The 26,525-nt window shown below is 37.4% G+C and carries 23 protein-coding genes; 5 read left to right on the forward strand and 18 right to left on the reverse strand.

The annotated features are described in order from the left end of the window. Positions 1-6 precede the first annotated feature (6 nt). Entirely contained in the window at positions 7-1,314 is a 1,308-nt protein-coding gene (locus tag ACTQ5J_RS11435; RefSeq protein ID WP_441753091.1) for an RNA polymerase factor sigma-54, read from the reverse strand. A gap of 345 nt (positions 1,315-1,659) precedes the next feature. Here ACTQ5J_RS11435 and ACTQ5J_RS11440 point away from each other — a divergent pair, with 345 nt between their 5' ends. Further along, positions 1,660-2,832 carry an ATP-binding cassette domain-containing protein gene (locus tag ACTQ5J_RS11440; protein ID WP_441753092.1) on the forward strand — a complete coding sequence of 391 codons (1,173 nt, stop codon included), beginning with the start codon at positions 1,660-1,662 and terminating at the stop codon, positions 2,830-2,832. A gap of 45 nt (positions 2,833-2,877) precedes the next feature. Continuing rightward, positions 2,878-3,168, forward strand: a complete 291-nt coding sequence (locus ACTQ5J_RS11445; protein WP_441753094.1) for an ATP-binding cassette domain-containing protein — start codon at positions 2,878-2,880, stop codon at positions 3,166-3,168. A 99-nt stretch (positions 3,169-3,267) separates the two neighbouring features. Here ACTQ5J_RS11445 and ACTQ5J_RS11450 read toward each other — a convergent pair whose 3' ends face one another. The 13 genes from ACTQ5J_RS11450 to nagA all read right to left on the reverse strand — a co-directional run bounded on the left by ACTQ5J_RS11450 (position 3,268) and on the right by nagA (position 18,568). Beyond that, entirely contained in the window at positions 3,268-4,668 is a 1,401-nt protein-coding gene (locus ACTQ5J_RS11450; RefSeq protein WP_441753096.1) for a polysaccharide deacetylase family protein, read from the reverse strand. A 129-nt stretch (positions 4,669-4,797) separates the two neighbouring features. Continuing rightward, a complete protein-coding gene (gene ypfJ, locus ACTQ5J_RS11455; RefSeq protein ID WP_441753098.1) occupies positions 4,798-5,751 on the reverse strand; it encodes a KPN_02809 family neutral zinc metallopeptidase in 954 nt (317 codons plus the stop codon). Positions 5,752-5,784: 33 nt separating this feature from the next. Continuing rightward, positions 5,785-7,347 carry a cardiolipin synthase gene (cls, locus tag ACTQ5J_RS11460; RefSeq protein ID WP_441753099.1) on the reverse strand — a complete coding sequence of 521 codons (1,563 nt, stop codon included), beginning with the start codon at positions 7,345-7,347 and terminating at the stop codon, positions 5,785-5,787. A gap of 162 nt (positions 7,348-7,509) precedes the next feature. Continuing rightward, positions 7,510-9,513 carry a transketolase gene (tkt, locus tag ACTQ5J_RS11465; RefSeq protein WP_441753101.1) on the reverse strand — a complete coding sequence of 668 codons (2,004 nt, stop codon included), beginning with the start codon at positions 9,511-9,513 and terminating at the stop codon, positions 7,510-7,512. 119 nt (positions 9,514-9,632) lie between these two features. Then, positions 9,633-10,478 (reverse strand): hydrolase, encoded by an 846-nt coding sequence (locus ACTQ5J_RS11470; RefSeq protein WP_441753102.1) that lies wholly within the window; start codon positions 10,476-10,478, stop codon positions 9,633-9,635. Positions 10,479-10,632: 154 nt separating this feature from the next. After that, entirely contained in the window at positions 10,633-11,991 is a 1,359-nt protein-coding gene (locus tag ACTQ5J_RS11475) for a class II fumarate hydratase (protein ID WP_441753104.1), read from the reverse strand. After that, positions 11,984-13,183, reverse strand: coding sequence for an NAD(P)-dependent malic enzyme (locus ACTQ5J_RS11480; RefSeq protein WP_441753105.1), 1,200 nt, complete (start codon positions 13,181-13,183; stop codon positions 11,984-11,986). The genes ACTQ5J_RS11475 and ACTQ5J_RS11480 overlap by 8 nt, the downstream gene beginning before the upstream one ends. A 178-nt stretch (positions 13,184-13,361) precedes the next feature. After that, positions 13,362-13,769 (reverse strand): ArsR/SmtB family transcription factor, encoded by a 408-nt coding sequence (locus ACTQ5J_RS11485; protein WP_441753107.1) that lies wholly within the window; start codon positions 13,767-13,769, stop codon positions 13,362-13,364. A 73-nt stretch (positions 13,770-13,842) separates the two neighbouring features. Beyond that, positions 13,843-14,601, reverse strand: a complete 759-nt coding sequence (locus ACTQ5J_RS11490) for a CPBP family intramembrane glutamic endopeptidase (protein WP_441753108.1) — start codon at positions 14,599-14,601, stop codon at positions 13,843-13,845. A 25-nt stretch (positions 14,602-14,626) separates the two neighbouring features. Then, positions 14,627-15,733, reverse strand: coding sequence for a hypothetical protein (locus tag ACTQ5J_RS11495; protein ID WP_441753110.1), 1,107 nt, complete (start codon positions 15,731-15,733; stop codon positions 14,627-14,629). A gap of 5 nt (positions 15,734-15,738) precedes the next feature. Then, positions 15,739-16,452 (reverse strand): HAD family hydrolase, encoded by a 714-nt coding sequence (locus ACTQ5J_RS11500; RefSeq protein ID WP_441753112.1) that lies wholly within the window; start codon positions 16,450-16,452, stop codon positions 15,739-15,741. Positions 16,453-16,599: 147 nt separating this feature from the next. Beyond that, the gene (locus ACTQ5J_RS11505; RefSeq protein ID WP_441753114.1) at positions 16,600-17,277 is read right to left on the reverse strand and encodes a hypothetical protein; all 678 of its coding nucleotides are present in this window, start codon (positions 17,275-17,277) and stop codon (positions 16,600-16,602) included. A gap of 139 nt (positions 17,278-17,416) precedes the next feature. Beyond that, positions 17,417-18,568 (reverse strand): N-acetylglucosamine-6-phosphate deacetylase, encoded by a 1,152-nt coding sequence (gene nagA, locus ACTQ5J_RS11510; protein WP_441753115.1) that lies wholly within the window; start codon positions 18,566-18,568, stop codon positions 17,417-17,419. A gap of 160 nt (positions 18,569-18,728) precedes the next feature. Here nagA and ACTQ5J_RS11515 point away from each other — a divergent pair, with 160 nt between their 5' ends. Both ACTQ5J_RS11515 and ACTQ5J_RS11520 read left to right on the forward strand, forming a co-directional pair. Continuing rightward, complete coding sequence (locus ACTQ5J_RS11515; protein WP_441753117.1) at positions 18,729-19,436, forward strand: glucosamine-6-phosphate deaminase; 708 nt, start codon at positions 18,729-18,731, stop codon at positions 19,434-19,436. A 91-nt stretch (positions 19,437-19,527) separates the two neighbouring features. Next, the gene (locus tag ACTQ5J_RS11520) at positions 19,528-20,370 is read left to right on the forward strand and encodes an AraC family transcriptional regulator (RefSeq protein ID WP_441753119.1); all 843 of its coding nucleotides are present in this window, start codon (positions 19,528-19,530) and stop codon (positions 20,368-20,370) included. Between the two features lie 178 nt (positions 20,371-20,548). Here ACTQ5J_RS11520 and ACTQ5J_RS11525 read toward each other — a convergent pair whose 3' ends face one another. Next, positions 20,549-21,721 carry an iron-containing alcohol dehydrogenase gene (locus ACTQ5J_RS11525; protein ID WP_441753120.1) on the reverse strand — a complete coding sequence of 391 codons (1,173 nt, stop codon included), beginning with the start codon at positions 21,719-21,721 and terminating at the stop codon, positions 20,549-20,551. A 395-nt stretch (positions 21,722-22,116) separates the two neighbouring features. Between ACTQ5J_RS11525 and ACTQ5J_RS11530 the strand changes: the two genes are divergently transcribed. After that, positions 22,117-22,944 carry an AraC family transcriptional regulator gene (locus ACTQ5J_RS11530; RefSeq protein WP_441753121.1) on the forward strand — a complete coding sequence of 276 codons (828 nt, stop codon included), beginning with the start codon at positions 22,117-22,119 and terminating at the stop codon, positions 22,942-22,944. Between the two features lie 63 nt (positions 22,945-23,007). On the opposite strand, the gene ACTQ5J_RS11535 is transcribed toward ACTQ5J_RS11530, so the two are convergent. From ACTQ5J_RS11535 to ACTQ5J_RS11545, 3 genes are all read right to left on the reverse strand, one after another. After that, positions 23,008-23,895: a methyltransferase domain-containing protein gene (locus ACTQ5J_RS11535; protein WP_441753123.1), complete on the reverse strand. Its 888-nt coding sequence runs from the start codon at positions 23,893-23,895 to the stop codon at positions 23,008-23,010. Positions 23,896-23,978: 83 nt separating this feature from the next. Further along, positions 23,979-25,334, reverse strand: a complete 1,356-nt coding sequence (gene glmM, locus ACTQ5J_RS11540) for a phosphoglucosamine mutase (protein WP_441753125.1) — start codon at positions 25,332-25,334, stop codon at positions 23,979-23,981. 72 nt (positions 25,335-25,406) lie between these two features. Continuing rightward, the gene (locus ACTQ5J_RS11545; RefSeq protein WP_441753127.1) at positions 25,407-26,525 is read right to left on the reverse strand and encodes a CdaR family protein; all 1,119 of its coding nucleotides are present in this window, start codon (positions 26,523-26,525) and stop codon (positions 25,407-25,409) included.

Here is a 26,525-nt window from a genome sequence, read left to right on the forward strand (position 1 = left end):
TAATGACTATGTTTGAGAGAAACCATGACGATAATTATGCACTAATTGGCGACTCATCATAATTTTCTGATCTTTTAGTAATTCCACTACTTCTTCATCAGAGATCTCATCCGAATGTTTTTCTAAAATTTCATAAATTAATTGCTTAATATTAGACGCTGATAGCCCACTGCGCCCTCTTTTAGCTGTCACATTAATGAAGTCTGTGAGTGGGCAGACATACTTATCAAACTCTAGATTTTTGTTTGTGACAATTAAGTTAACAATAGGTTCTGACAAACGTACGGTTTGTGCAATATCTTTGATTAATAAAGGCAAGTGTTCTTGAGTTTTCTTCGTAAAGAAATCTTTTTGAGCAATGACAATCGCTTTGGTTACCTCTAAAACTAATTGTTCTCTTAAGCGTAAATTCTCAGATAGTTTTAAATAATTTGCTTGATGTGGCTCGATATAAGCAAGTAACTCACTATCTTTTTTATTCTTCATTTCATCATAATAAGCTTGATTGAAGTTAATTTTAGGATAGTATTGACGATTATACCTCACACCTAACTTAGATTGTGTTTTAACAACCGTCACATCAGGGATTAAATTAATTTTTTCTTGTTGGTCAAATAAGGTCGCTGGTGAAGGGCGCAAGGTGTGGAAATAGTTCACACATTCCATCACTTCTTCGTAGCTTAAATCTGTTTGATCGATTATTTCAGCATAATCTTGTTCAGACAATGAAGCGAAATGTTCTTCCAATAATAGATAAGCGACGTTCGGCGCATGATTATCTTGTTCCGTTTGCAACATCAAACTCTCTTGCAAGTCGCGTGCTCCTACTCCTGCTGGTTCAAGCTGCTTAAGTAGCGTAATCGCATCTAAGACTACAATCGGTGGCATGTTAATTTTTTTAGCCAAGTCTTGATAAGAATCCGGCAAGTAACCTCGTTCATCTAGATAATCCACTATTTGGACCATCGCATCACGAATGTCTGTTTGACGATATAACATGATTTGTTCAAATAAAAATGTCGATAAATTTTGAGGCATACGTGGCAGTTGCGGATCCACACCTTGAATCGTCGCATCTTTCTCATGATGATGAATGTTGGCAACACCTTTTTCTAAAGCATAATCTAAATCAATAAATGGATTTTCTAGGATAGCCTCTTCTAAATAATAAGTTAATTGTTCGGCATTTAAATCAAGAATATCCAATAATTGACGATTATTCGTAATAGCCGTTTGAGTCAATCCTTGAAACACTTTAATCTCATCATGATCATTTTCTGGATGTGATGGACTATTTAAATGTTTTTCGCTCACTTTTCTCCCCTCTTTTCTTTAAAGTTTAATTTCTGAATAAGGAATAATTTCTATACCCTTCTATTATAGAGCATATTTAGACACCCGTCTATCACAAGGACGCACGATGTAAGGGGTGACAATCCCGTCGTTCGTGATAATATTGAGGATAACATAGTAGAAAGAGGTGTAGAAATGCTATCATCGATGAGAATTAAGTTAGATCTTTTGAATAAATGTTAATTAAATAGATTATTCAAAAGTCTTGTACTAACGACACTTTCTTACGATGAGTATGCTCATTTTTACATTCAAACATGTCGAAGGATAGCTAGGCTATCCTTTTTTGGCGTACTTTCTTCAGAATTGTCGCAAACGTGCACGACTGAAAAGGAGTGCAAAACATCGGAAAATTTAATCGTAGATTTACAGAATATTCACCATAACTTTGGCCGCAAAGAGCTCTTTACAATCGATCGGCTGAGCATTTATGAAAATGACCGTATCGGAATCATTGGTGGTAACGGGCATGGAAAATCTAGTTTACTTAAATTAATTGCTGGCGAACTAGTACCTGATCAAGGAAGGGTTCATACCTATACAGCCTTTAATTACTTCTCTCAAAGTGCTGAAATCGACGAACTCTACCGAGCAGAAGATTTAGACAGTGACTTAATGAGTCGTTTCAATTTATCTAACGTGCCCCTTCATTCACTGAGTGGAGGCGAATTAACTAAATACCGCCTCATTCAAGCACTTAGTGTTTATCAAGCGGCTTTAATCTTAGATGAACCAACCACTCATTTAGATCAAACAAGTATTGATTTACTAACTGAAGAACTTCGTGATTATTATGGGACCTTGATTTTAGTCAGTCATGACCGCTATTTGTTAAATCAGCTAACAACTACCATTTGGGAAATAGAAAACGGAACAATGAATGTTTATCCTGGTAACTATGATGCTTATTTAGCTCAAAAACATCAAGCAATCGGCGAACAGGACCATGCGTTTGAAAAGTACCAACTAGAAAAAACTCGTCTAGAAAAAGCAGCCTCAGTAAAGCAACAACAAGCTAAATCGGCGGGAACGGTTTCGTCTAAGCAAAAAAAGAGACACATAAAACCGAGCCGCTTGAATAGTTCCAAACAAAAGGATACTGTTCAAAAGAATTTACACAAATCCGCTAGTGCGATTGTCAAACGGTTGGAACAACTCAAGCAAGTTGATGCGCCTAAACGAGAAGATCGGATCCAATTCCCAACGATTTCTCATCTTACACTCCATAATGATTACCCTATCATGGGAGAAGACATTACATTGAAACGTGGGGATAAAACACTACTGGATAAGGTCAGCTTTCAATTCCCATTGAATAAAACGATTGCTCTGACAGGCAATAATGGGACAGGTAAAAGTAGTTTACTATCTTATATCCTCGAACAAAATGAAGGAGTTAGCGTGTCACCTAAAGCTGAGATTATGACTTACCAACAGATGGACTATCACTTAACTCAACTTCATTCACCACTAGAGTGATTACTATCAGAATCAGATTATCCAGAGCACATCATCCGCGCTCTCTTGATCCGATTAGGTTTTGATCATAATCAGGTCCATTTACCTCTTAAAACATTAAGCGGAGGCGAAGCGACACGCATTGCCTTAGCACGAGTATTTGCCAAACCGTCAAATATTCTTATTTTGGATGAGCCGACTAATTTTATTGATTTAAACACTAGGGAAGCCTTAGAAGATTTCATTATAGCCTATCCAGGGACTGTCTTATTAGTTTCTCATGATCGCTATTTTGTTGAAAAGGTAGCTGATCACCTTTATAAAATCGAGGATACACAACTGAAATTAATTAAGTAAAGCATGTGTTTATTATGAATGGGATCATAGCTTTCTTGAACGCCTATAAAAACAGCAGGTCACCTTCTTTTTAAAAGAGAAGATGACCTGCTGTTTTGTTTATTCGTAGTATAAAAATTCCATCCCTACTTCTAATGGGTCGACGAATTCATAACCTTGATCGAGTAAATCTGGGATAATGAGTTCAAGTGAATCAACCGTCGATTGGTGCTTATCATGCATTAAAATAACCGTATGCGGCAACATATTGGCAGCAACGTTTTCGTAAATTAAGTACGCATCATCGCTAATCCAATCTTCAGAGTCTACATTCCAAATAACAGACTCCAATTCGGGAAATAGATTGACGACACGAGCGCCCCCTGCCCCATATGGCATACGATACATTGTCGGTGTGACACCCGTCGCATCAAATATAACGTCTTGCGTTTGATTGATTTCCTTCAATACTTCCTCATCTGAAATTTCAGCCAAATTCGGATGACCAAAGGAATGGTTGGCAACCATATGACCTTCTTCAACAATTTTCTTAGCTAAATCAGGATGACGTTCCACTTCTTGTCCCAACAAGAAAAACGTTGCTTTTACTTCATATTTGGCCAATATATCCAAGACTTGTTGTGTGTAAAGTGGATTAGGTCCGTCATCAAAGGTTAACGAAACTAATTTACGTGAATCTAAAATCGATCCACTAAGATTTTTGGACAAAGTATTACATTTAAACATCGTCTCCAGTAGCGCTTCATCAAACTCCGTTGTCTCAGCTTGTTCTTTAATGACGTCGGCTACCTCCGTTACTTTATCCTCAAAATCTGATTGGAAAGTTTCAATTGAAGGCTGCCCCTCTAAACGTTCTAGTTCCGTTTCAACTTCGATTAATTGTGGTAAAAGTTCAGTTAAGTTAACCTCACCTGACAGGTCATTCGGCAATGTTCCCAGTAGTTCTTCAACAGTAGCCACTTCCTCAAGCACCTGCGTCGCTTCAGTATATAGACGATTGATTTGTGTAGTTAACTCATCTTCACCCGTTAATTGATGACGGGTACTTATTTCTTGAATTGAAGCGAGCGTTAAATCCTCTTTTAATTTAAGATCGGCTTGAACGCTCTCTCCTTCAATCACAGCTGTTTCTGTCGCATAAACATTAGACAAAGCCTCAATCGCCAAGAATTTTTGGCGTGCTTCTTGAGCTTTTTGATAAACAGCTTCTGTTTCCTTTATTCCTAAGTAATCAACTTTTTCAACCGTGTCTTCAATCATTTCACGAGTCACATCTGGATTTAAATAATCCTGTTGCTCATTTAAATAGAGTTGTTGGACTGCTGCTTGAACTTCCTGTGTATTAAATTGCGCTGAATCCGAAGGGATAAACATCGCAGCAGCTACACAAACAAGCAAACCCAATCCTATCACCACAATCTTACTTATCAAATTGCGCTTCTTTCGCTCTTGACTTGCTCGGCGTGATACTCTACTCTCAGCACCATCTGTATGTGACACATTCAACAACTCCCTTAACAAAATAGTCTTAATAAACTTTTAGTGTATCAAATTACATTATAATTGATTTAAGCAAGAATTGAGTGACGAAGCAAATTCTTGCTTAAATCTTTAGACTTCGTTCGATTATTAATCAATCGAAGTATTAAACGTGTCTCCACCTTCAATTGTTCCACTTTCAAAACCACGCATAAACCATTCTTGTCTCTGTTGGGACGTGCCATGAGTAAATGAGTCAGGCATTACACGGCCATAGGCTTCTTCTTGCAAAGTATCATCCCCTACAGCATGTGCAGCTTGCATCGCTTCTTGGATATCGCCTCTTTCGAGAATTCCTTCTCCTTCAACGTAACGTGCCCAAACGCCTGAGAAATAATCCGCTTGTAATTCTAATCTAACAGTCAAAGCATTCGCTTGTGATTCTGACATTCTCTGTCTTGCTGAATTGAATTCATCCATTGTCCCCAATAAGTTTTGGACATGATGTCCTACTTCATGCGCAACAACATACGCCATAGCAAAGTCACCTGGTGCGTCATATTGATTAGTTAAATCACGATAGAATTGTAAATCAATATACAGTGTTTCGTCTGCCGGACAATAAAACGGCCCCACTTGAGTCGTTCCAAAACCACAACCTTCAGTCTCAACACTGCCAGAGAATACAACCAGTGTCGGATAACGATATTCTAACCCATACCTTTCAAATTCTTGTGCCCAAAAGTCTTCCGTACTCCCTAGAACAGCGGATAAAAATTCATACTCTGCATCTGTTGTATCTGCAGCTAGTGAATCGTTCTGCAATACGTCTTCTTGACGTTGTGTTTGTGACACGTTATTGTCTGTGTTAAACCCTAGATCAAACAAGCCACTACCACCACCACCTATCAACATAAAGGCAACAACTGCAATGAGGATCCATTTACTCTTGCCACCTGAACCCAGTAACAGCCACAGTAAACTAGAGCCCATGCCACCGCTACGGTTACTACCACCACCAAAGTTCGGCATTGAGTTTCGACTACCTCTTTGACCACGTCTGTCCTTTATGTTTCGACTTTTCCTTAAATCTTCCCATTTCATGTACACCCCTCCTTAAGTGATTTTTTTCTTCTTTTATACAAATGGCGCTAATATTCTAAGAAACGAATCCCATAATTCTCCTAAGAAATTTGTTCGCGTATCTTCTAAGTAAATTTCTTGCGATTCTGCTTGTGACTCTAAAAAATCTTGCTTAATAACATCAACCACAGGATGATAATATAGCATTGTGCTCGTTTCAAAATGCAAATATAACGAACGATAATCCAGATTAATTGTGCCAATCGAAGCTATCTTATCATCACAGACAAAAGTCTTCGCATGTAAAAACCCTGGTGTATACTCATAGATTCTTACTCCAGCCTCAAGTAAAGGCGCATAGTAAGATTGAGTCATCCGGTAAACTGCTTTTTTATCTGGTGTACCTGGCGTCAATAAGCGTACATCCACACCTCTTTTAGCAGCTAGCGTTAGAGCTTGTTGAAGCTCGTAAGAAATAACTAGGTAAGGTGTGTAAATATACACATAATCTTGCGCGATATTGAGAATATCACGATAAACATTTTCACCCAACGCTTCATCATCCAATGGCGAATCACCAAAAGGCTGAACAAAGCCTTTTGCCAAAACCGCTTCTTTACTATCCATCAATTGGTTTGTCTGCAAACGGACTTCTTTATTTATAAATTTATCATAACTTTCATCCGTTGGATAAAATGCGTTCCACATATCTAAAAAGAGCGTCGTTAAGTTCCAAATTGCAGGTCCTTGGAGTCTGATCATATTGTCTTTCCAGTAACCAAAGCGATCAATCGTATTAATATACTCGTCTGCTAAGTTTAAACCGCCCGTATAAGCAATGGTACTATCAATTTCAATGATTTTTCTATGATCACGGGTATTATAAGCCAAGGTTAAATTCGGTTTAATCGGATTAAACTTTAACGCTTTGATGCCGATTTCTTCCATCTGTTTGTCGAAGTTGCTTGGTAAGCGCATCAAGCAACCAAAATCATCATAAATTAGGCGGACATCGACGCCTTCCGCCGCTTTTTTCTTTAATACATTAAAAATTGCGTCGGACATTTGTCCCCCTTCAATAATAAAGAACTCTACAAATATATGATTTTGAGCACTCTCTAAGTCTCTAATAAGTGTCTCCATCATTGACTCACCGCTTGGAAAATATTCCACGTCTGTATTCGAATAAACTGGCATATTAGCATAATTATTAATATAGTTTGCTAAACTTCCTACTCGAAAATCGTGTTCCAATAAGGCCTCATTAGCATTAGGTACTTCATACATTTTATCTAAGTCTTTATGAACTTGTTCTTGAATTTTTTTAGACATTTTGCGTGCGGGTCTCTTATTACCAAATAAGAAATAAAATAAGCCACCAAAAACCGGAAATAGTGAAATTAGAATAATCCAACTCATCCGATAGGCAGGAGATTCATTTTTAATCACAAGATATAAAATCATCCCTACTGAAAATAGTGTTAAAAGAATATTTAACCACACTGAATACGCTAACAGATTATTGAATGTTATAATTAACCAGACAATTTGAATGATGAAAATGATCATCAGTAACGCAGCCTTAATCGAACGTGTTCTTGGCCTAGGCAACTTCATTTGACGATTCTCCTATCTACAAGCTTAATTATTTAAGAATACTTAAATTTTATCATAACTAACTGATTCTTTCATCTTTTGGGACTGATCGTTCATCTAAAGTAGAGTCAAAAAAGCTACTAGCAACCATAGGTCACTAGTAGCTTAAACTCATTGTACTAATTATTTTTTAAATGCATCTGTATAAACTTTTGTGATGTTTTCTGCTGTGAAACCAAAATCTGGTAGAACGTCTTTTTCAGGTGCAGATTTACCGAATGTATCAATTCCGTAAGTTACTCCATCAAGCCCTACATATTTAGCCCAACCAAAAGTTGATCCCATTTCTACTGATAAACGGTTACGAACTGCGTTTGGAAGAACAGATTCTTTGTATTCTGCAGATTGCTCATCGAACAAGTTCGTTGCAGGCATTGAAACTACTGATACATCGATTCCTTGTTCTTTTAATTTAGCTTGTGTTTCAACTGCTAATGAAACCTCAGATCCTGCTGCAATTAAGATACCTTCTGGTGTCTCAGCTTCAGATGGTGAAATCACATACCCACCTTTACGTACGCCTTCTTCAGCAAGTTTATTAGAGTTTGGCAAAACAGGTACGTTTTGACGAGTTAAAACTAACATTGTTGGACGAGTTTGAGACTCTAATGCAATTTTCCAAGAGACGAATGTTTCATTCACATCTGCTGGACGCAAAACATTTAAGTTAGGCATCGCGCGGAAAGCGGCTAATTGCTCGATAGGTTCATGGGTCGGTCCATCTTCTCCAACAGCGATTGAATCGTGAGTCATTACATAAGTAACTGGTAATTCAGAAATTGCTGACAAACGCACAGCTGCTTTCAAGTAGTCAGTAAAGACGAAGAAAGTCCCTCCGTAAATTCTGTTACCACCATGTAAAGTTGCACCGTTCATCATTGCTGCCATTGCAAATTCACGAACACCGAACCAAATGTTACGGCCATCGCGCGATTCAGGCATGAAGTCTTCTGATGAGTTGTTCATCGTTTTGTTTGATCCAGATAAGTCAGCTGATCCGCCCCAGAAGAATGGAACTTTTTCTGCGATGGCTTGGATTGCTTTACTACTTGAGTTACGAGTCGCATCTGCCTTTGTATCTACATCAGCAAATGTTAATAATTCATCGTAATCAGCGGGTAATTGACCTGAGAAAGCAAATTTTAAAGCGTCTGCTTTTTCTGGCTCAGCTGCAGCGTAAGCATCAAATGCTTTTTCCCACTCAGCATGTGCTTGTTGGCCTCGTTGAGTTACTTTTTCTGAGAATAATTCAGCGGCTTCTGTTGGAACAGAGAATGCTTCATGTTCCCAACCGTAAACACCTTTAGTAACTGTCCAGTTGTCAGCTCCTAATGGGTTTCCGTGAACATTCGCCGTTCCCTGTTGCGGTGAACCGTAGCCAATAACTGTCTTAATTTCAATTAGTGTTGGTTGTTCAGCATGAGCTTTGGCTGCTTCGATTGCGTCAGAAATTTCATTTAAGTTATTTCCATCTTCAACGCGTAAATAATGCCAGCCTTGTGCTTCGAAACGACCTTTAACGTCTTCAACGAAAGCTTGATCTAAATCGCCATCTAATGAGATGTCGTTTGAATCATATAAAACAACTAGTTTACCTAATTTTTGTTTACCAGCAAATGAAACAGCTTCATATGAAATACCTTCCATTAAATCTCCGTCACCTACTAAAGCGTATGTATAGTGATCAATAATTTCATGTTCTGGTGTGTTATATAAAGCAGCAGAATGAGTTTCTGCCATTGCCATACCTACAGCTTGAGCGATCCCTTGTCCTAAAGGACCAGTTGTTGCTTCAACACCATCTGTATGTGTCACTTCAGGATGTCCTGGTGTCGCACTATTCAATTGACGGAAATTCTTTAGGTCTTCGATTGATAGGTTAAATCCTGCTGTATGTAACAAGCTATACAGTAAAGCAGAACCGTGTCCTGCAGATAATACAAAACGGTCGCGGTTAATCCACTTCGACTGTTTAGGGTTAATATTTAAATGTCCTGCCCACAATGCATATGCCATTGGTGCTGCACCCATCGGTAAACCTGGGTGTCCTGAGTTAGCTTGTTCTACTTGGTCAACACTCAACGCACGTAAAGTGTTAACAGCAATGATATCTTTTTCGTTAAACATAATTTTCCCCCTTCTATCTTTCCACATCATTATAACATGTTCAATCCATTAAGTTAATCATTTTTTGACATTTGCCATACCTTTCGACAAATTCCAAAAGATGGCGTTTAGTTTAGTTTTTAGAATTCAGCTTCAGATGTCTCATCTAGTTCGTGTCGATATTTTTTCATTACTTCAGCAAATATTTCAGCAGAAGTTGGTGGCGTGTAAGTAATAGCATTTGCTCCGGCTTCAATCGTTGCTGTGATATCTTCTCCTGATGGTCCCCCTGTTGCGATGATTGGAACCTCAGGTCCAACTGTATCGCGGATATGTTTCACTAAAGCAACTGTCTCTGCGCCACCTGATATATTTAATATATCTGCTCCCGCTTTTAATTTGGACATGAAATCATCATGGAAACTAGAAATGGTGGCAATCAAAGGAATATCAATCGTTTTATTAATTTCTTCTATCACTTCGCTTTTCATTGGTGAATTGACGACTACACCATAAGCCCCCATAATTTCTGCTTGGAAGGCTAGCTGAACACTTCGCTGACCAGTTGTTGTTCCTCCACCAACGCCTGCAAATACCGGAACTGATGATGAATTAATCACTGCTTGCGTAATGGTGCCTTGTGGCGTAAAAGGATAAACCGCCATAACTGATTGAGCATTACTATTACGAATCACTGCAACATCCGTTGTAAATAATAAAGATTTAATCCGGCTTCCAAAAATCATAATACCTGACGCCTCGTAGATTTCTTTAGGGACTTCTACAATTCGCCCTCTTAACTGCGATGTATACTCAGGTACTTGTTTACGCCTAGGTTTACTAATGTTTGTTAATACAACATGTTGCTCGTTATGTTCATCAATTTCAGTTGTTACTGCTTGATAAGGGTTGATATTATAATCAAATTGTTCTATTTTGATTTTATCAACGTTTACTTCTTCTTGCTTAATCTCATCTTTTGACATCGAAATTCCCCCTTTACTTGTCTGTTTAATATTAACGAATATCCAGTCGAATATCTATTAGAACGATACCAACTTAGAAAATGGGATAGCTTTGAGAGTTTTGATGCCCTCTCTTAGATCGTTGAATTGTCTCTTTATAAAAATAATCGATACATCAGATCATTTTATCCACATCTAGCCAATTATCTAAATCAGCTGCATTTGCATATTCTAGTGCCATAGCCGCTTCTTTTAATGTCAGTTCATTAATAAACGCATATTGAGCAATTTTAGCAGCCTTCTCGTAACCGATATATGGCGTTAAGTTCGTGACCAGCATTAATGAAGAGTTTACCCAGTCAGTCATTTGGTCGTCATTGACCTGGATACCTACTAAACATTTTTCTCTAAATGATTGCATCGCGTCTGACAACAGTGTGACAGATTGTAAAAAATTATAGATAATCACAGGTTTATAAACATTCAACTCAAAATTCCCTTGGCTTGCAGCCATTTGAATAGTCACATCATTACCCATGACTTGAGTGACAACCATCGTTAAAGCTTCGGCTTGAGTTGGATTAACCTTCCCTGGCATAATCGAACTTCCTGGTTCATTAGTCGGTAAGGTAAGTTCACCCAATCCACCTCGAGGGCCGCTCGCTAACCAACGGATGTCATTAGCAATCTTCATTAAATCAGCAGATAATGCTCGCAAAGTGCCATGGACTACTGACAGTGGCTGATGACTCGTTAAAGCTAGAAATTTATTAGGCTCGCTAACGAATGGATAACCCGTCATACTAGCCAATTCCATCGAAACGCTCTCTCCGAAATTAGCCGAGGCATTCAGTCCTGTTCCAACGGCTGTCCCTCCAATTGCCAGTTTTAATAAACGTTCATTATTTGAGCGAATCATATCAAGGCTACCCTCTATCATTCCTTTCCAACCACTCACTTCTTGTCCAAACGTAATCGGTGTAGCATCTTGTAAGTGAGTGCGACCTAACTTAATTTTATCGATCGTCCGTCGCATCCAGATATCTAACTCACTTATCCATGCTTCTAATTCTGGCAATAGTCTTTTTGTCACCTGAGAGTATGCTGCCATATGCATGGCAGTAGGAAATACATCATTCGAACTTTGCGAAAGATTAACATGATCATTCGGATGAATGGCTAATTCTTTAGACGTTAAATGAGCGATAACTTCATTAACATTCATATTCGTTTGCGTCCCACTCCCCGTTTGCCATACTGACAGGGGAAAATTCTCCGTGGTCATTTCAGAAGTTTCTTGTAAGTTTTGACAGACCTCTTGAATACTTTCACTGATATCTTTCGAAAGCTTCCCTTCTTTTTGATTCACTACCGCGCAAGCTTGCTTAATTTGAATTAAAGCTTTAATAACTGGTAATGGCATTTTTTCATCACCAATTTTAAAATTTTCTAAACTCCTTTGCGTTTGAGCGCCCCATTTAGCCTCTTTAGCTACTCTGACTTCACCTAAGGAATCCATTTCTATTCTATCCATGAAAAGCTCCTTCGCTGGCTTTAGTGGCAACTCCAGTGTCGATTGCTGCTTGAGCGACATACTTAGCCACTTGATTGGCTACGCTTTTATTTAAAGCGTCAGGAATAACGTATTCTTCGGATAATTCCTCATCAGTCACCATATCTGCGATGGCTTTGGCTGCCGCAAATTTCATCTCTGGATTAATTGTTGTCGCCCTAACAGATAAGCTTCCTTTAAAAATACCTGGAAAAGCTAACACATTATTAATCTGGTTTGGAAAATCTGAACGTCCAGTTCCAACAACTTTTGCCCCAGCCTCTTTTGCTTCATGATATAAAATCTCCGGTACTGGATTAGCCATTGCAAAGATAATCGCATCGCGATTCATTGCTTTTACCATCTTCTGTGTAACGATTCCACCAATTGATACTCCGATTAAAACATCCGCCCCTTTTAAGGCTTCAGTTAAATCGCCTACCGTTTGATTTGGATTCGTTCTGCTAGCTAAATCACGTTTGTGATCGATTAGTGGCGCTTTTCTATCTAAACTTAAAATTCCATGTTCATCACACACAATAACATGTTCAACGCCTAAATCTAATAACATATTAACTATCGCTGTCCCAGCTGCTCCCGGTCCGTTTAAAACTACTTTGATTTCATTTAATTGTTTATGAACTAACCGTAAACTGTTTAGAATACCTGCTGTAACAACAATCGCAGTTCCATGTTGGTCATCATGAAAAACAGGTATTGGTAATAAGCTATCTAACCTTTTTTCAATTTCAAAACATCGTGGAGAAGAAATATCTTCTAAATTAATACCGCCAAATGTAGGGGCAATATTAATAATGGTTTGAATAATTTCTTCTGTTTCTTTCGTATCTAAACAAATCGGAAAGCCATCTATTCCTGCAAATTCTTTCAAAAGAATCGCTTTACCTTCCATTACTGGCATGGCTGCTTCAGGACCAATATCACCTAAGCCAAGAACTGCAGTACCGTCCGTAATAACCGCAACAAGATTACCTTTGGCTGTGTATTTATAAGCATCTTCTTTATTTTCTGCAATTTTTTTGCATGGTTCCGCAACTCCAGGTGTATAAGCTAACGCTAAATCCTCACGTGTATTGATCGCTACTTTACTCTCAACTGAAATTTTGCCTTTCTTTTCTTGATGCAAAGCTAAACTTTTCTCTATCATATCCAACTATATCACCCTTCTTTAATGTGTTAATTTCATATTCATTATAACAGAGGTTACTTAAAAATAGATGTATTCGTTTACATTTTAATAAAAGGATTATCGACACAAAAATAAGCTGACTGCTAGGGTTTATTTCCTTTGCTCATCAGCTCGTTCATTTACTTATTTACTTTAAATGAGTTTAGTTATAGACAATCTTAGACTCTTGTGCTAGCATTCTCTTCTGTCTTACTGTACGACATTCGATGTTTAAATGACTTGCTGTATTAACTAAGTCTGAAATTTCATTGTCTTCTAGTGAATAAATCACACGTTTGCCTTCTTTTTCTGACTTAATAATACTGTTTTTTCTTAGTGTAATTAAGTGGTGAGACGTTGTTGCTACTGAAGCATCTATAAAACGAGAAATTTCATAGACACATAAACGGTCATAGTTCATTAAAACTTCGACAATTTTCACACGATTCAAATCACCTAACACCTTAAAAACGGTTGCCTTACGCTCCAAGTTGGCAGAACTTAAAATTTCATTTACTTTATCCATCTCTTGTTCGATCTCATGATCGTTAAGACACTCATAATCAGCCATGATGAGCCTCCTTTTTTTATTTTTATATCATATATATTATATATATTCATTCTAATCCCTATGCCATTAACATCTATTGTACCAAGTAAATAGATAAAAAGCCAAGGAAATTTTGAAACACATGGAACACTATAGCATATTCCAAGCGACGAGACTTCCAGTAAACTAGAGTAATCCCTGCTGATAGGATGAAATATACTACGAAATCTATCCAGTTCGAAGGCCCATGTAGCAATGTAAAGAAAACCATTGAAACTAAAGCACCTATCACAGGCAACAAAGAAAACGTATATTTCATTACTAAACCACGACAAACAATCTCTTCAATAATCGGAGTTAAAATCACGATATTAAAAAACATCGCCAAAGGATGCATTTTTTCAACCATTTTTATGACAGCTTCTTGGTTATCTGCTTGAGTATAATCAGGAACTAAACGGTCAATTCCTAAGCCAAAGAGCATTTGAATAATCATAAATAGAATGAACAATAAAAATGTAACTAACAAGCCTCGCCAAGTTAACGAGTGAAAAGAAAATAATTTCATTTTAAATAGTTTGACAATTAAGAGAACAGCAATCACTGTTACTATTGCTTGTAAATGATAGAACAGTTCTGCTTCAGCCATGATGCTCATCAAGTCACCAACAGTCGTCAACGAGTCCATTGAAACAGAAGAGTCCATCGCGTCTAATCCGCGATGAACAACTTCTAATTCAAGTAACAGACGAACATAAAAATACCCTAGAATAATCAATGGAGCTTTCCACCAACTCCCTTTGACACGATCTTTCCAAGTCGCTGTTAAAGGAACACCTTCGTTACCAAACATAGTCTATGCCTCACTTATCTTTAAACTACTCCGCTGTCTCTTGAGCTTCAGTACGAATCGTTCTGTACTCAGAAATCACATCAAATCCTACTCTTTCAATAAATTCGTCTGCAGTGAACAATTGATCTTCTGTAGGCAGAGGCACTTCAAATTCTTCTAATCGAATGAAGTATTGAATACCTCCGCCTTCTCCAACCAGACCTAAACCTAATTCTCCTAATTCAAAGTTAAGGGCAATGTTCCCTTGAAAACCAGTAGGAAATTGAGATAATAGGGACTCCAATTCAGGATAGTCTGGAGCATGTTTAGTAATGATTTCTCTAAACACTGGTTCAGTTGTTGCGTCTAAGCCGAATACTTGCCCGTCATCAACAGCTACACCTGTTCCTATAACGGCTTCATTTTGAAGCCATTCAGACATTACAGTCAGTAAGAAATTATCCAAAGCGATTGTTTCATCAAGCACGTCCTGGTAATGCGTTGGTGAGTTTGTTTCCTCAACAAATTTCCCCATAAATTCATCCATATTCTCTTGACTTATTTGATAGAAATCTTCGATAATTGTTCCAACATGAGCATCAGGATTCGTATTTAAAGCTTCCGCAGCTAAACTCATTAAATCGTCAATAGACGTAAATGAACGAGCGACTTGCCCCTCTTCAACTGACAGCATGAACATTTCTGGTAAAGTTAAACCGTCTAGTAAAATCAAATAATAAATATCCTCATCTCGTATATAAGCTCTGGATGATTCATTGAAAACATCTTCTGACACATTTTCAAAAAATGTCACATCAGAGGTAGTATGCCCTTGCTGAGCCAGAATCGCCTCAACTAAAGAACTTGGTGTGGCAGGATCAATCTCGTTTGTTAAATCGACAGCTGATTCTTCAGAGGTTACTTCAGAGAAAAGCTCGGTATCCTCAGTCACGGGTGTCTCATTTTCAGGTAAACTTTCCTCTTCTTGTGAAGCTTCTGGTTCTTCGGATTCTTCAGTTGGAATAGCCTCTTCGATTTGTTCGATAGGTGAAATGTTTACTCGCTCATCATCTTGAGCTTGAATTAAAGTTGCAGGCTGCACACTCATACTAATCAGTAAAGCAATTGATAATCGTTTGAAATAGTTAATCATATCGTTCATCCTTCCATTTCGGTGTTTATTTTTTCAATTAACGCTGGGATTTCTTTAAATGACTCGATTACATAATCGGCTGCTGTTAAATGCTCAAGATGACTAGGTTCTAACGCTAAACCGATAGCTGCTCTCGTTAGCTTACCGTATTCCATATCAACACTCGAGTCACCTACATAAACCATCTCATCCAAGTCGATTCCATGCTTTTCTTTCAAATCATATAACGCAGAAGGATCTGGTTTGGGTTTAAAGTCATTCGCACTCGCAACATAATCGAAATACTTGTTTAGTCCCGTTTTAGTTAAGGTGGCTTCTGTAATTCGGCGGTTATCATTTGTAACCAGACCTAGAAAATATGTTTCTTTTAATTCACTTAGAGTGGTTTCAACATGGTTCACAACATTAAGTGATACTTCAGAAGCAGAAATATAATCATAATATAATTGCTCTAATTTCAATTCAATTTCTGATATAGGTAAAGGAACAACTTCTGATAGGAAAACAGATTGTTCATGAATACTTCCTGCTGCAACCATCGAATTTGGTACAATCTCTGTTGCCTCAACACCCATTTTTCTTTTAAATGCCGTTCGTTCTTCTGGGGATAAATTCGTTAACTGCATCATAACGTCCATCGCATGAATGGTAGGTTCATCCCAAGTATTGCCTAAATCTATAATCGTGCCATCTTTATCGAATATAATCGCTTTTATCATGTTCTTATAGCTCCTAGATCCTATTTAGTAAATTTTGACTAGTACCATTGTAACATATTCAGCTTCTTGGCTGATTAAAAAAACAATCGATCACAGCAATGAATAGTCAGTGCCTTAGCCGATTGTTTTCTATTGCCTTGATAGGCATTAATTTGTAATAGTTTTTAATATATCTTCAAAATAGTCTACTAATGTCAGATTAAAATCTGATACTACTTGCCCTTCATAAGGAAAAATGAGTAACTGCCCCAAAGGAACCATGACTCTAAATAATTTCTTAGTCACATTGCCATAATAATTGATAATTCGACGAACTGTTGTAGGAACATTGACTGGTTCTAACATGTTCATTGGTTTAATCATTAAACTACCTGGCAAAATATTCTGAACGGGTGTTTCATCTGGTGTAGAATCCTTCGATTCTTCCTGACTACTTGTCTGGCTGGTGCTTTCACTATTACTTTCACTATTACTTTCGCTTGATTCACTCTCGTTTGAAGTTTCATCTGAACTTGATTCACTACTTTCGATTAATGATTCACTTGAATTCGTTTCATCTGCTGAAGTTTCTTCTGGTGAGTCTGAAGGTGTAACAGCACTCGAATCAACTGGTGGATCGAAATCTTTTGGTGGTTCTGGTGGGGTATCACTACTAGAATCTGACACTTCGTAAGATTCAGAGTTTTCTGGAGTATTCATTTGACTTGTGTTAGCTTCTGTTTGAGCATTGATTGCCCTCATCGCATGGCCAATGGGTAAATTGAACTGACTAAAAATTAGCCCAACAGCCATACAGCTTAATAAAAAACGCTTAATTTTATGCACAAATTCCCCTCCTTGATATCTCCTATTATGACTTAGTCTATCATAACATCGCCCCACAATAGCGTTTGTAATCAATTTGTAGCACAAGCATAATCATTCAACTACATTCTGTCATTTACTTAATTTGCTCAGTATTCACTTAATTCGCTTGATATCTCTTTTCTCCATCTAAATAAGTCGCTAACAATTCTAACTCGTCATTTAATACGATAAAATCTGCTTCTAAACCTGGAGCAATTTGTCCGCAAAGATGATCAATCTCAACAGATTTCGCAGGCGCCAAGCTAGCCATCCTAATGGCTTCTTCCGGAGTTGCTATTCCCCATTTGACAACATTTTTTACCGAGTCTTTTAACTCTAGAATAGAACCTGCTAAGTTGCCGGAATCCGCTAGACGGGCTTGACCATCTTTTACAACGACATCAAATTCGCCTAAAGTTGAGTGGCCTTCTCCTTGCCCACCAGCACGCATACAGTCAGTAACTAAGACCATTTCTTCTGCACCTCTAGCTTTTTTAACAACTTTTGCAGCGGCTGGATGTACATGGTATCCATCACAGATGACTTCCGCATAGACATTATCCAAAGCTAATGCCGCCCCAACCATTCCCGGATTTCTATGGTGTAAGCCACTCATTCCATTATAAGTATGGATAAAAATATTAGCTCCGGCTTCTACTGCAGCTTCTGCTTCTTCAAAACTCGCATCACTATGCGCTAATGCCGTTTTGATTCCATTTTCGCTAGCGAAGCGAATGAAAGATGATACCCCTTTTCTTTCTGGTGCGATCGCAATTTTATTTACTAAATTATCAGAAAGTTGATTCCATTTATTTAATTTTTCAATTGAAGGGTCACCCATATATTTAGGATTTTGGGCACCTTTATATTTTTCAGTAAAGAAGGGACCTTCTAAAAAAACACCTCGTATCTTTGCCCCAGTCATTTCCTGATAATGAGTTCCTATTGTTTGACACACAGCGTCTAACGCCTCAGTAGAAGCGGTTAAAGTCGTCGGTAACCATGAAGTTACGCCACAAGATAATAATCCCTCTGACATGATCTTCAATCCTTCTAGATCATTATCCATGACATCAAACCCTTTGTACCCATGGATATGCGTGTCGACCAAGCCAGGTGCAACGATTGCTTCACTGTAATCAATAACTTCTCCTTTTGATGGTTTATCCGTCGAAACTCCTACAAATTTCCCTTGATCGATTGTCAAATAGGCATTTTTCACGACTTCATTTGGCAATATGATTTCTTTAGCTACAATATGTTTTACCATTCTAATTCCCCTCAATCTCTTTTTGGTTTTAGACACACCGTTTAACTTAATTATAATACAATTGTAATGAAAAATCTTAGTATTTAATTGAACGCTTTATTGGAATAACGTTATGCTTGTGATAAAATAAACTATAAACTATTTTAACGGAGGTTATTCAATGCAAGTATTAGTATTTGACACTGTAAAAGAAGCATCACAAAAAGCATACGACGTTTTTAAAGAAGCATTAAACAATGGTTCAAAGGTATTCGGATTAGCAACAGGCTCTACTCCCGAAACTCTTTATGACATAATGGTTCAATCAGATATTGATTTCACACAATCAGCCTCTATAAACTTAGACGAGTATTATGGTTTAGCTGGCGATCATCCGCAAAGCTACAACTATTTCATGAATGAACATTTATTCAACAAAAAACCTTTCAGAGCTAATTATTTACCAGACGGAAAAAATACTGATTCAGCCAATGAAGTTGAGCGTTATAACCAAATTATTGCTGACAATCCAATAGATTTACAATTATTAGGAATTGGTGGAAACGGGCATATTGGTTTCAACGAACCTGGGACTGATTTTAACGAACGCACTCAATTAGTTGACTTAGCACCAGAAACGATTGAAGCGAATAAACGTTTCTTCGAATCAGCAAACGATGTCCCTTCAAAGGCATATAGCATGGGAATTGCTTCTATCTTAGAGTCTAAAACAATTCTTTTATTAGCTTTTGGTGAAGGTAAAGCAGAAGCTGTCAAAGGAATGGTTGAAGGACCAGTGACAAATGATTTACCAGCAAGTGCTTTACAAAATCATGACAATGTCATCGTCATCGTTGATAAAGCAGCTGCAAGTTTATTAAGCAAATAATTATATAGCATCTAAAGGCTTTGACATTGCGACTTACTTTGTCAAAGCTTTTTTTATACATTAAAATCCTAATGATTGAGGTGTTGTTGACTTGCCTATTAACTATCGTCCTTCTAATCTTGATGAACCAATCCAACTCTCACAAATACCTACTCGTTTTACATACGCTAATTCTGACCAGCCTTTTAAAACACATCTACACTATCATCTACAGTTCGAATTTCTTTATTTATTAAATGGACACCTCACGCTAACAACAGAATACGGAGGTCAGCAGTTACTTGCCCAACAAATGGTCATCATTCCGCCCTACCTTGAACATAATCTCAAAAAGATAGCGTTCGGAGATTGCGAATATCTATCCATTGAAATTCAAAACTATCCATTAAGATTTCCAAACGACAAACTTCTAAATGGTACGACTTTTTTCTATGATCAACAAGGTCTATTACTAGCAACCATTCGTCAAGTGATTACTGAACTTAAACACTCGCACGTCAATAAAGACTTGATACTTCAATCATTTGTCAATGTTTTGATATGGCATTTGGCATCTTTATCAAAGTCTGTGGAACTAACTAAAGTAGAGTCATTACAACCGGCGATTCAACTATGTAAAAATTATATTGACCATTATTTTCCCGACGATATCCCCCTATTTTTATTATCAGAGAAAAGTCAACTTTCTTCTTATTATTTGTCACGGAGATTTAAACAGCAAATTGGTTTGACTCCTACTCAATACTTGACACAAGTACGTGTCAAACATGCTAAACAGCTTTTAAAACATTCACGTATATCGATTCAGCAAATTTCAGAAGAATGCGGTTTTAAAAACGCTGCTTATTTTAGTCAGGTGTTTAAGATAGCCACTGGTCTTACACCCTCCCAGTACCGACAATCTATTGCTAAACACACTAATGGGGCACAGTAAAACAATCCTACATTCCTCTCAGTCAGATAAGTTATTATAATAATTTAAGACAACGCAAAAACGATTATACTTTTATTCAAGGCCAATGAATGTGTACTTGAATCTAGCATAATCGTTTTTTTACGGTTAAATTTTAAGGGCTAGTTATAACTTTAAGATTAAATGGTAAACGTTTCTTTTACAGTGTAAATCCTGGTGTTAGACAAGCCTGATAAATAGCGAGAACATCTCCAGCGTTTAAGGGAACATAAGACTGTGTCAAAAGTGGTGCAACTTTTTCAGCCATCTCTTCTAAGTGCGTTTCATCAATTCCAACTTCTGGAAGAGTCATAGGTAACCCACTATCTGCAAAGAATTGATACGTTTTGTCGATGGCTTCGCGTGCCATTGCAAATTTGTCTTCTATAAATGGAATTTGCCATACATTGTGTGCATAGGTTGCAAAACGATCAACGGTGTCATCATTCAATACATATCCCATCCAACGTGGGGTTAAAATCGCTAAACCAACTGCGTGAGTGATATCATAATAAGCTGACAGAATATGTTCCATCGGATGACATGACCATGCACCACCCTTACCAACTGAAATCATCCCATTAAGCGCAGTCGTCGCTGCCCACATTAAATTGGCTCGTGCTTCGTAATTTTCTGGCTCCTCAAGGGCAATTGGTAAATAATGAATACATAACTTCAGAATATCCTCTGCTAAACGATCTTGTAAGTAAGCATCTTGAGTTGAACTGAAATAATTTTCAAAAGTGTGAGACATAATATCAGCCGTACCTGCTGCTGTTTGATTTCTCGGAACCGAGTACGTATAAGTTGGGTCTAAAATAGATGCGTAGGGATAGGTATGATAATTACCTGTTCCAAGCTTTTCTTTCGTTTCGAAATTCGTAATGACTGCGTGGAAATTCATCTCAGAGCCGGTTGCTGATAAAGTAAGTACGGTAATTAAGGGTAAGGCGTCTGTGATTAAGCGACGATCTAATACAAACTCCCATGGATCGCCTTCATATTTAGCGGCTGCCGCAATTGATTTAGCAGCATCAAGAACAGACCCTCCACCTACAGCTAGTACAAGGTCAATCTCCTGCAACTTACATAACTCGCCACCTTCACGAATGGATTCAATCCGAGGATTAGGCTCGATGCCCGATAATTCAAATATTTCACATTCCGGAAGTAATTCAAGAATCTCATCATACAGACCACTGCGTTTAATACTGCCTCCTCCATAAACTAAGAGTACTTTCTTGCCAAATTGGTTTACTAGCATCGGTAATTGCTTTATTTGTCCTTCACCAAAAAACACTTTTGTCGGTATATCGTAAACAAAATTATTCATATTATCACCCTTTCTCTTTCTATTATATACAATGATAGCGTTTTTGCGATTGTTTTCTCTCCTTTAAATCCTTTCTTTTTAATTTTTTGTTCTTAAATTTTAATTTATTTTAAGTTTTTATCTTTGTTTTATTTAACTCAACTTAAATCGCTTACATTTTCAGAGTTGCTTTTATTCATTACTGCTTGTGAATTTTCTAATGGTTCTGAAGGATTGTGTTAATCGAGTTAATTGGCAGTATAATATTTGATTAAAATATAAATTTAATCAAAATTTAATGATTTTACCCCCTGTTTATTTGTTATTTTTATGGCTGTTTCTTTCTTTTCAACTTATATTGTTGTATCATATAATTATAAAAACTAGTATTTTTTTAAAGAAATGGAGGGAAATTAATGTATATTTCAAACGTGAACTCTGCCTCTATCAAATTGAAATCGATAGAATCAGAAAAAACTGCCGTTACTGAAACTCAGACAATCCAATCAGATGACCAACTAATTCTATTGTATATCCATAAAGGCGCACTAAACTATAAACACGATGGCCACCAAGGTGAAATTAAGAAAAGAGATTTGGTCATTCTTAATCCGCACCAGACAATTGAAATCGAACCTATTCGTAAAATTGAGTGGATTCAAATTAGATTGACTGGCATTCTATTTACTTCTTCTTTAGAAATCAACTCAGCTAACCAACTGTTTATTATCTCTGATACAAGCCAAACACTCAAACAATATTTAGATTTAGCTTTGATTGAAAAAGACCAACGTTTCCGTGGTTCTGAGATTATTCTCAAGAAATTACTTGAATGTGTGATGGTACATATCTTAAGGAATAACGAATTATCGATTAAAGACTCAAGTGTTCAAGTTAAACACAGTGAAATCGAAACGATTCAACAGTATATTCGAGATAACTATTCTCAAAAGTTATCACTTGATGATTTATCTGAGCTAGTAAATATTAATAAGTACTATTTAATCAGACTGTTCAAACAACAGACAGGTTTATCACCTATTGATTATCTTATTCATGTTAGACTTGCCGAAGCTGAAAAATTACTTGCACATTCAAACGTGACGATTTCAAAAATTTCAGACATGGTGGGCTTCCACTCCCCTTCACATTTCTCAAAAACTTTCAAAGAAAGCAATCACTGTACTCCTTCTATCTATCGTAAACGTTATGCAAATAAAAACGAATCAACTGAAATCCTATAATAAAAAAGACCTTGATAGAAGCAATCATTCTAGTATTCTAGAATTTTCTACTTCTAACAAGGTTTATTTTTTTCGATGAATTAGCACAGTTACATCTAAAGTAATCTTAAGGCCTAGACTATCTAGTAAGTCTTTTCTTTGTTCTTCGCTTAAGCGCCAGGTTAAAGGCGTCATTTCAATTAGTGCTTGCATTTGCTCGCTAGTCAAATCAACGGTATCTTGAATCCGTTCTACTTTTGCATCGGCATAATGCTTCATGAAAGTTTCGACAATAAGAGTATTATCATAAGATTCATCTTCTAAATGCCCGAACTCAGCTAGCTTATTTCTAATTTCTTTCAAGTAGCCTGCATTTGGCACTATTTTGATCAAGTGGCCGTTGGGTTTTAGGACACGATTGAATTCTTCATAGTTTGCTGGTGAAAGAATAGATAAAATCACATCAAACTGTTGATTGGCAAATGGTAATTGCGTCAAATCTGCTACTAAAGAGAGCATATGACCGTTATAATCACTCGCCAATTGAATGCCTGCTTTGGCTAAGTCGATGCCTATTAGTTGAGAATCGACTGGTAAATGCTGTTTTAATTGTTGTAAATGACTGCCTTCTCCGCTTCCGGCATCCAGTATAGCTAGTGGTCTTGACGCATCATCGCTTACCAATTCAATTAAGCGTCGATGTAATTGATGATACAAGTTGCTATGCGTTATGATTAAACGTCTTGAAGAAAAGAGGGCTTGATCGTAGCGATTAGACATAGATTTATGAGCTAAAAAGTAATAACCCTGTTTACTCATGTCAAATTGATGCCCATTTGGGCAAGTCAAACTCTTCTCATTTAATGTCAACGCTTCTTGGCAATGAATACATTGAAATTGAACGTGATTAACTTGTTCAAACCAATGAAGTGTTCGGTCACTTTTGCTCATCGAGGTTAAATCTACTTGCATAAGTTTCTCCTTTTGAATCTTATAAAAAAGTGATGCCAGTGCGTATTTACACACCTGCATCACTTAGTCATTAAAGTTAATTATTATTCAATTCCACGAACTTCACGAATGACATCTGCAATTTGGTCGACATAAGTATTCACTTTTTCATGTGTGGACGCTTCTGCCATTACACGCAATAATGGTTCAGTTCCACTTGGTCGAACTAAGATACGCCCATCGCCATTCATTTCGCTTTCTACCGCTTCAATGATTGCTTTTACTTCTGGCTCGTCCATCACTGTATGTTTGTCACGTACGCGAATGTTAACCAGTTTTTGAGGGAAAATAGTCACTTCCGCAGCAAGTTCTGATAATGATTTGCCTGTTTCTTTCATAACAGAAAGTAATTGAACTGCTGAAAGTAAGCCATCACCGGTCGTATTTAGGTTTAAAAACACAATATGACCTGATTGCTCGCCACCTAATGTATACTTACCTTTACGCATCTCTTCAACAACATAACGGTCACCTACTTGAGCTTTCAGTGCCACCATACCATTTTCTTCGATTGCTTTATGGAAGCCAATGTTACTCATAACAGTTGATACAATTGTGTTATCCGCTAAGCGACCTTTGCTCTTCAAGTGTTTACCACAGATAAACATAATTTTATCTCCATCAACTAATTCGCCATTCTCATCAACAGCAATTAATCGATCGCCGTCTCCGTCAAAGGCTAAACCAACTTGTGCGCCTTTTTCTTTAACGAATTCTTGTAAGGCTTCTGGATGTGTTGATCCTACACCATCATTAATGTTAAGACCATTTGGTCGGTCACCCATTGTATAGAAATCAGTTTCTAAATCAGCGAATAATTGGTTAATTAATGGTGCTGTTGCACCATTAGCTGCGTCGACACAAACTGAAATGCCTTCTAAATCACTAGAGATTGTCGTTTGTAAGAATTGAACGTATTTAATAGTACCTTCCGGGAATTCATCAACTGTTCCTAAACCTTCTGTACTTGGGCGTGGTAAGTCATCTGCTTGTGAGTCTAATAAGGCTTCGATTTCATATTCTTGGTCATCAGATAATTTAAAGCCGTCTGCTCCGAAGAATTTAATTCCATTATCTTGAGCTGGGTTATGTGATGCACTAATCATCACTCCCGCTACCGCATTTTGCGTACGAGTTAAATAAGAAACAGCCGGTGTTGGCACAACGCCTAATTGCATTACTTCAATCCCAACGGATAGTAAGCCAGAAATTAAAGCTGCTTCTAGTAATTGTCCAGATATTCTTGTATCACGAGCCACTAACACACGTGGATGTTCGATTTCTGGAGCATGTTGCATCAGAATGTAACCCCCAAAGCGTCCTAATTTAAAAGCTAATTCGGGTGTTAATTCCTCATTGGCAACACCTCTAACACCATCTGTACCAAAATATTTTCCCATTGTATAAATTCTCCTAACTTTCTTGAAATTAATTTCATTTTAATTGAATAAAGTAAATGACTTGTCTCGGCTTTATTCGGATGATTCGGATGTTTCAGATTGTGAAGCACTACTTTCAGTTGATTCCGAAGTCGTTTCGTTCGGAGTTGAAGACTCGACAGGGCTTTCTTCCGAGATAACTTCACTTGTCGATTCAACTGTCTCTTCAGACTCTACAGATTCTTCTATCGTTAGTGGGGTTAAGGTCACAAGTACTTCACTTTGGTCAATACTACTACTGATAATCGTTTCAGGTAGCTCTAAGTAACCCGTAACGGTCCCAGTTTCTGTCAATGCTGACACATCTACCGAAACATTAATACCGTTAATCTGATCGAGCACCGATTGATTAGCTTGTAAGTTGACTGTTGCCGGCCCTGAAAATTTATAAGCATACGTATACTTCTCAGGATTTTCACCAACTGGAATAATCGATAAGCTGACTTCTTTGACAATCGGGCGTACTTCTACATCCGCATCAATTTCAGTCGCACTTGCATTGATATCTAGTAATTGACCTTCACTGTTTAAAATTTGAAGACGATATTTCTGTATAAAATTCTCTGTTTGAGGGCTATCACTGCTTATTTTAATCACCACTTGTTCAATTTCCGCAATCGTTTCAGCCTTACCTGTTAACGTAACTTCTGCTAATGATAAGTTAACTTCTCCAATTTTATAACCTTCAGCGACCAAATTATCGGCGATAATATAATCAACTGGAACCGTGATCGTCTCTCGACGTGATATTTGTACCACATGGCGAACTGGTGTGATTTGATACTCAACTTCTTCTGGTAGGCCTGTCGCTATTAAACGAATCGTTTGACGACCGGTTGATATCCCTCGCAGATCTTCAGTTTGAACGATGAAATCTTCAATCGTGACTTGAGCGATAATATTACGCGGCCCTGTCAATTTGACCGTCACACTCTCAGGCAATTCACTGACAAAGACATCTTCATCGTGATCTCCTAAATAGACTGGCACATTCGAAATGGTTTCACTTGTTTCAATGCTAGCAAATTGTTGATTGCTAATTGCTTGAAATTGATCGCTGTTTTCAGAAGATACGAAAGCGTATAAGAACAATGCAAAGACAAAAGAAATAATTCTGACAAACCATATATTATCGAATACTGATTGTTTCAT

This window comes from Fundicoccus sp. Sow4_F4 (genome assembly GCF_052116145.1).
Classification (GTDB): domain Bacteria; phylum Bacillota; class Bacilli; order Lactobacillales; family Aerococcaceae; genus Fundicoccus.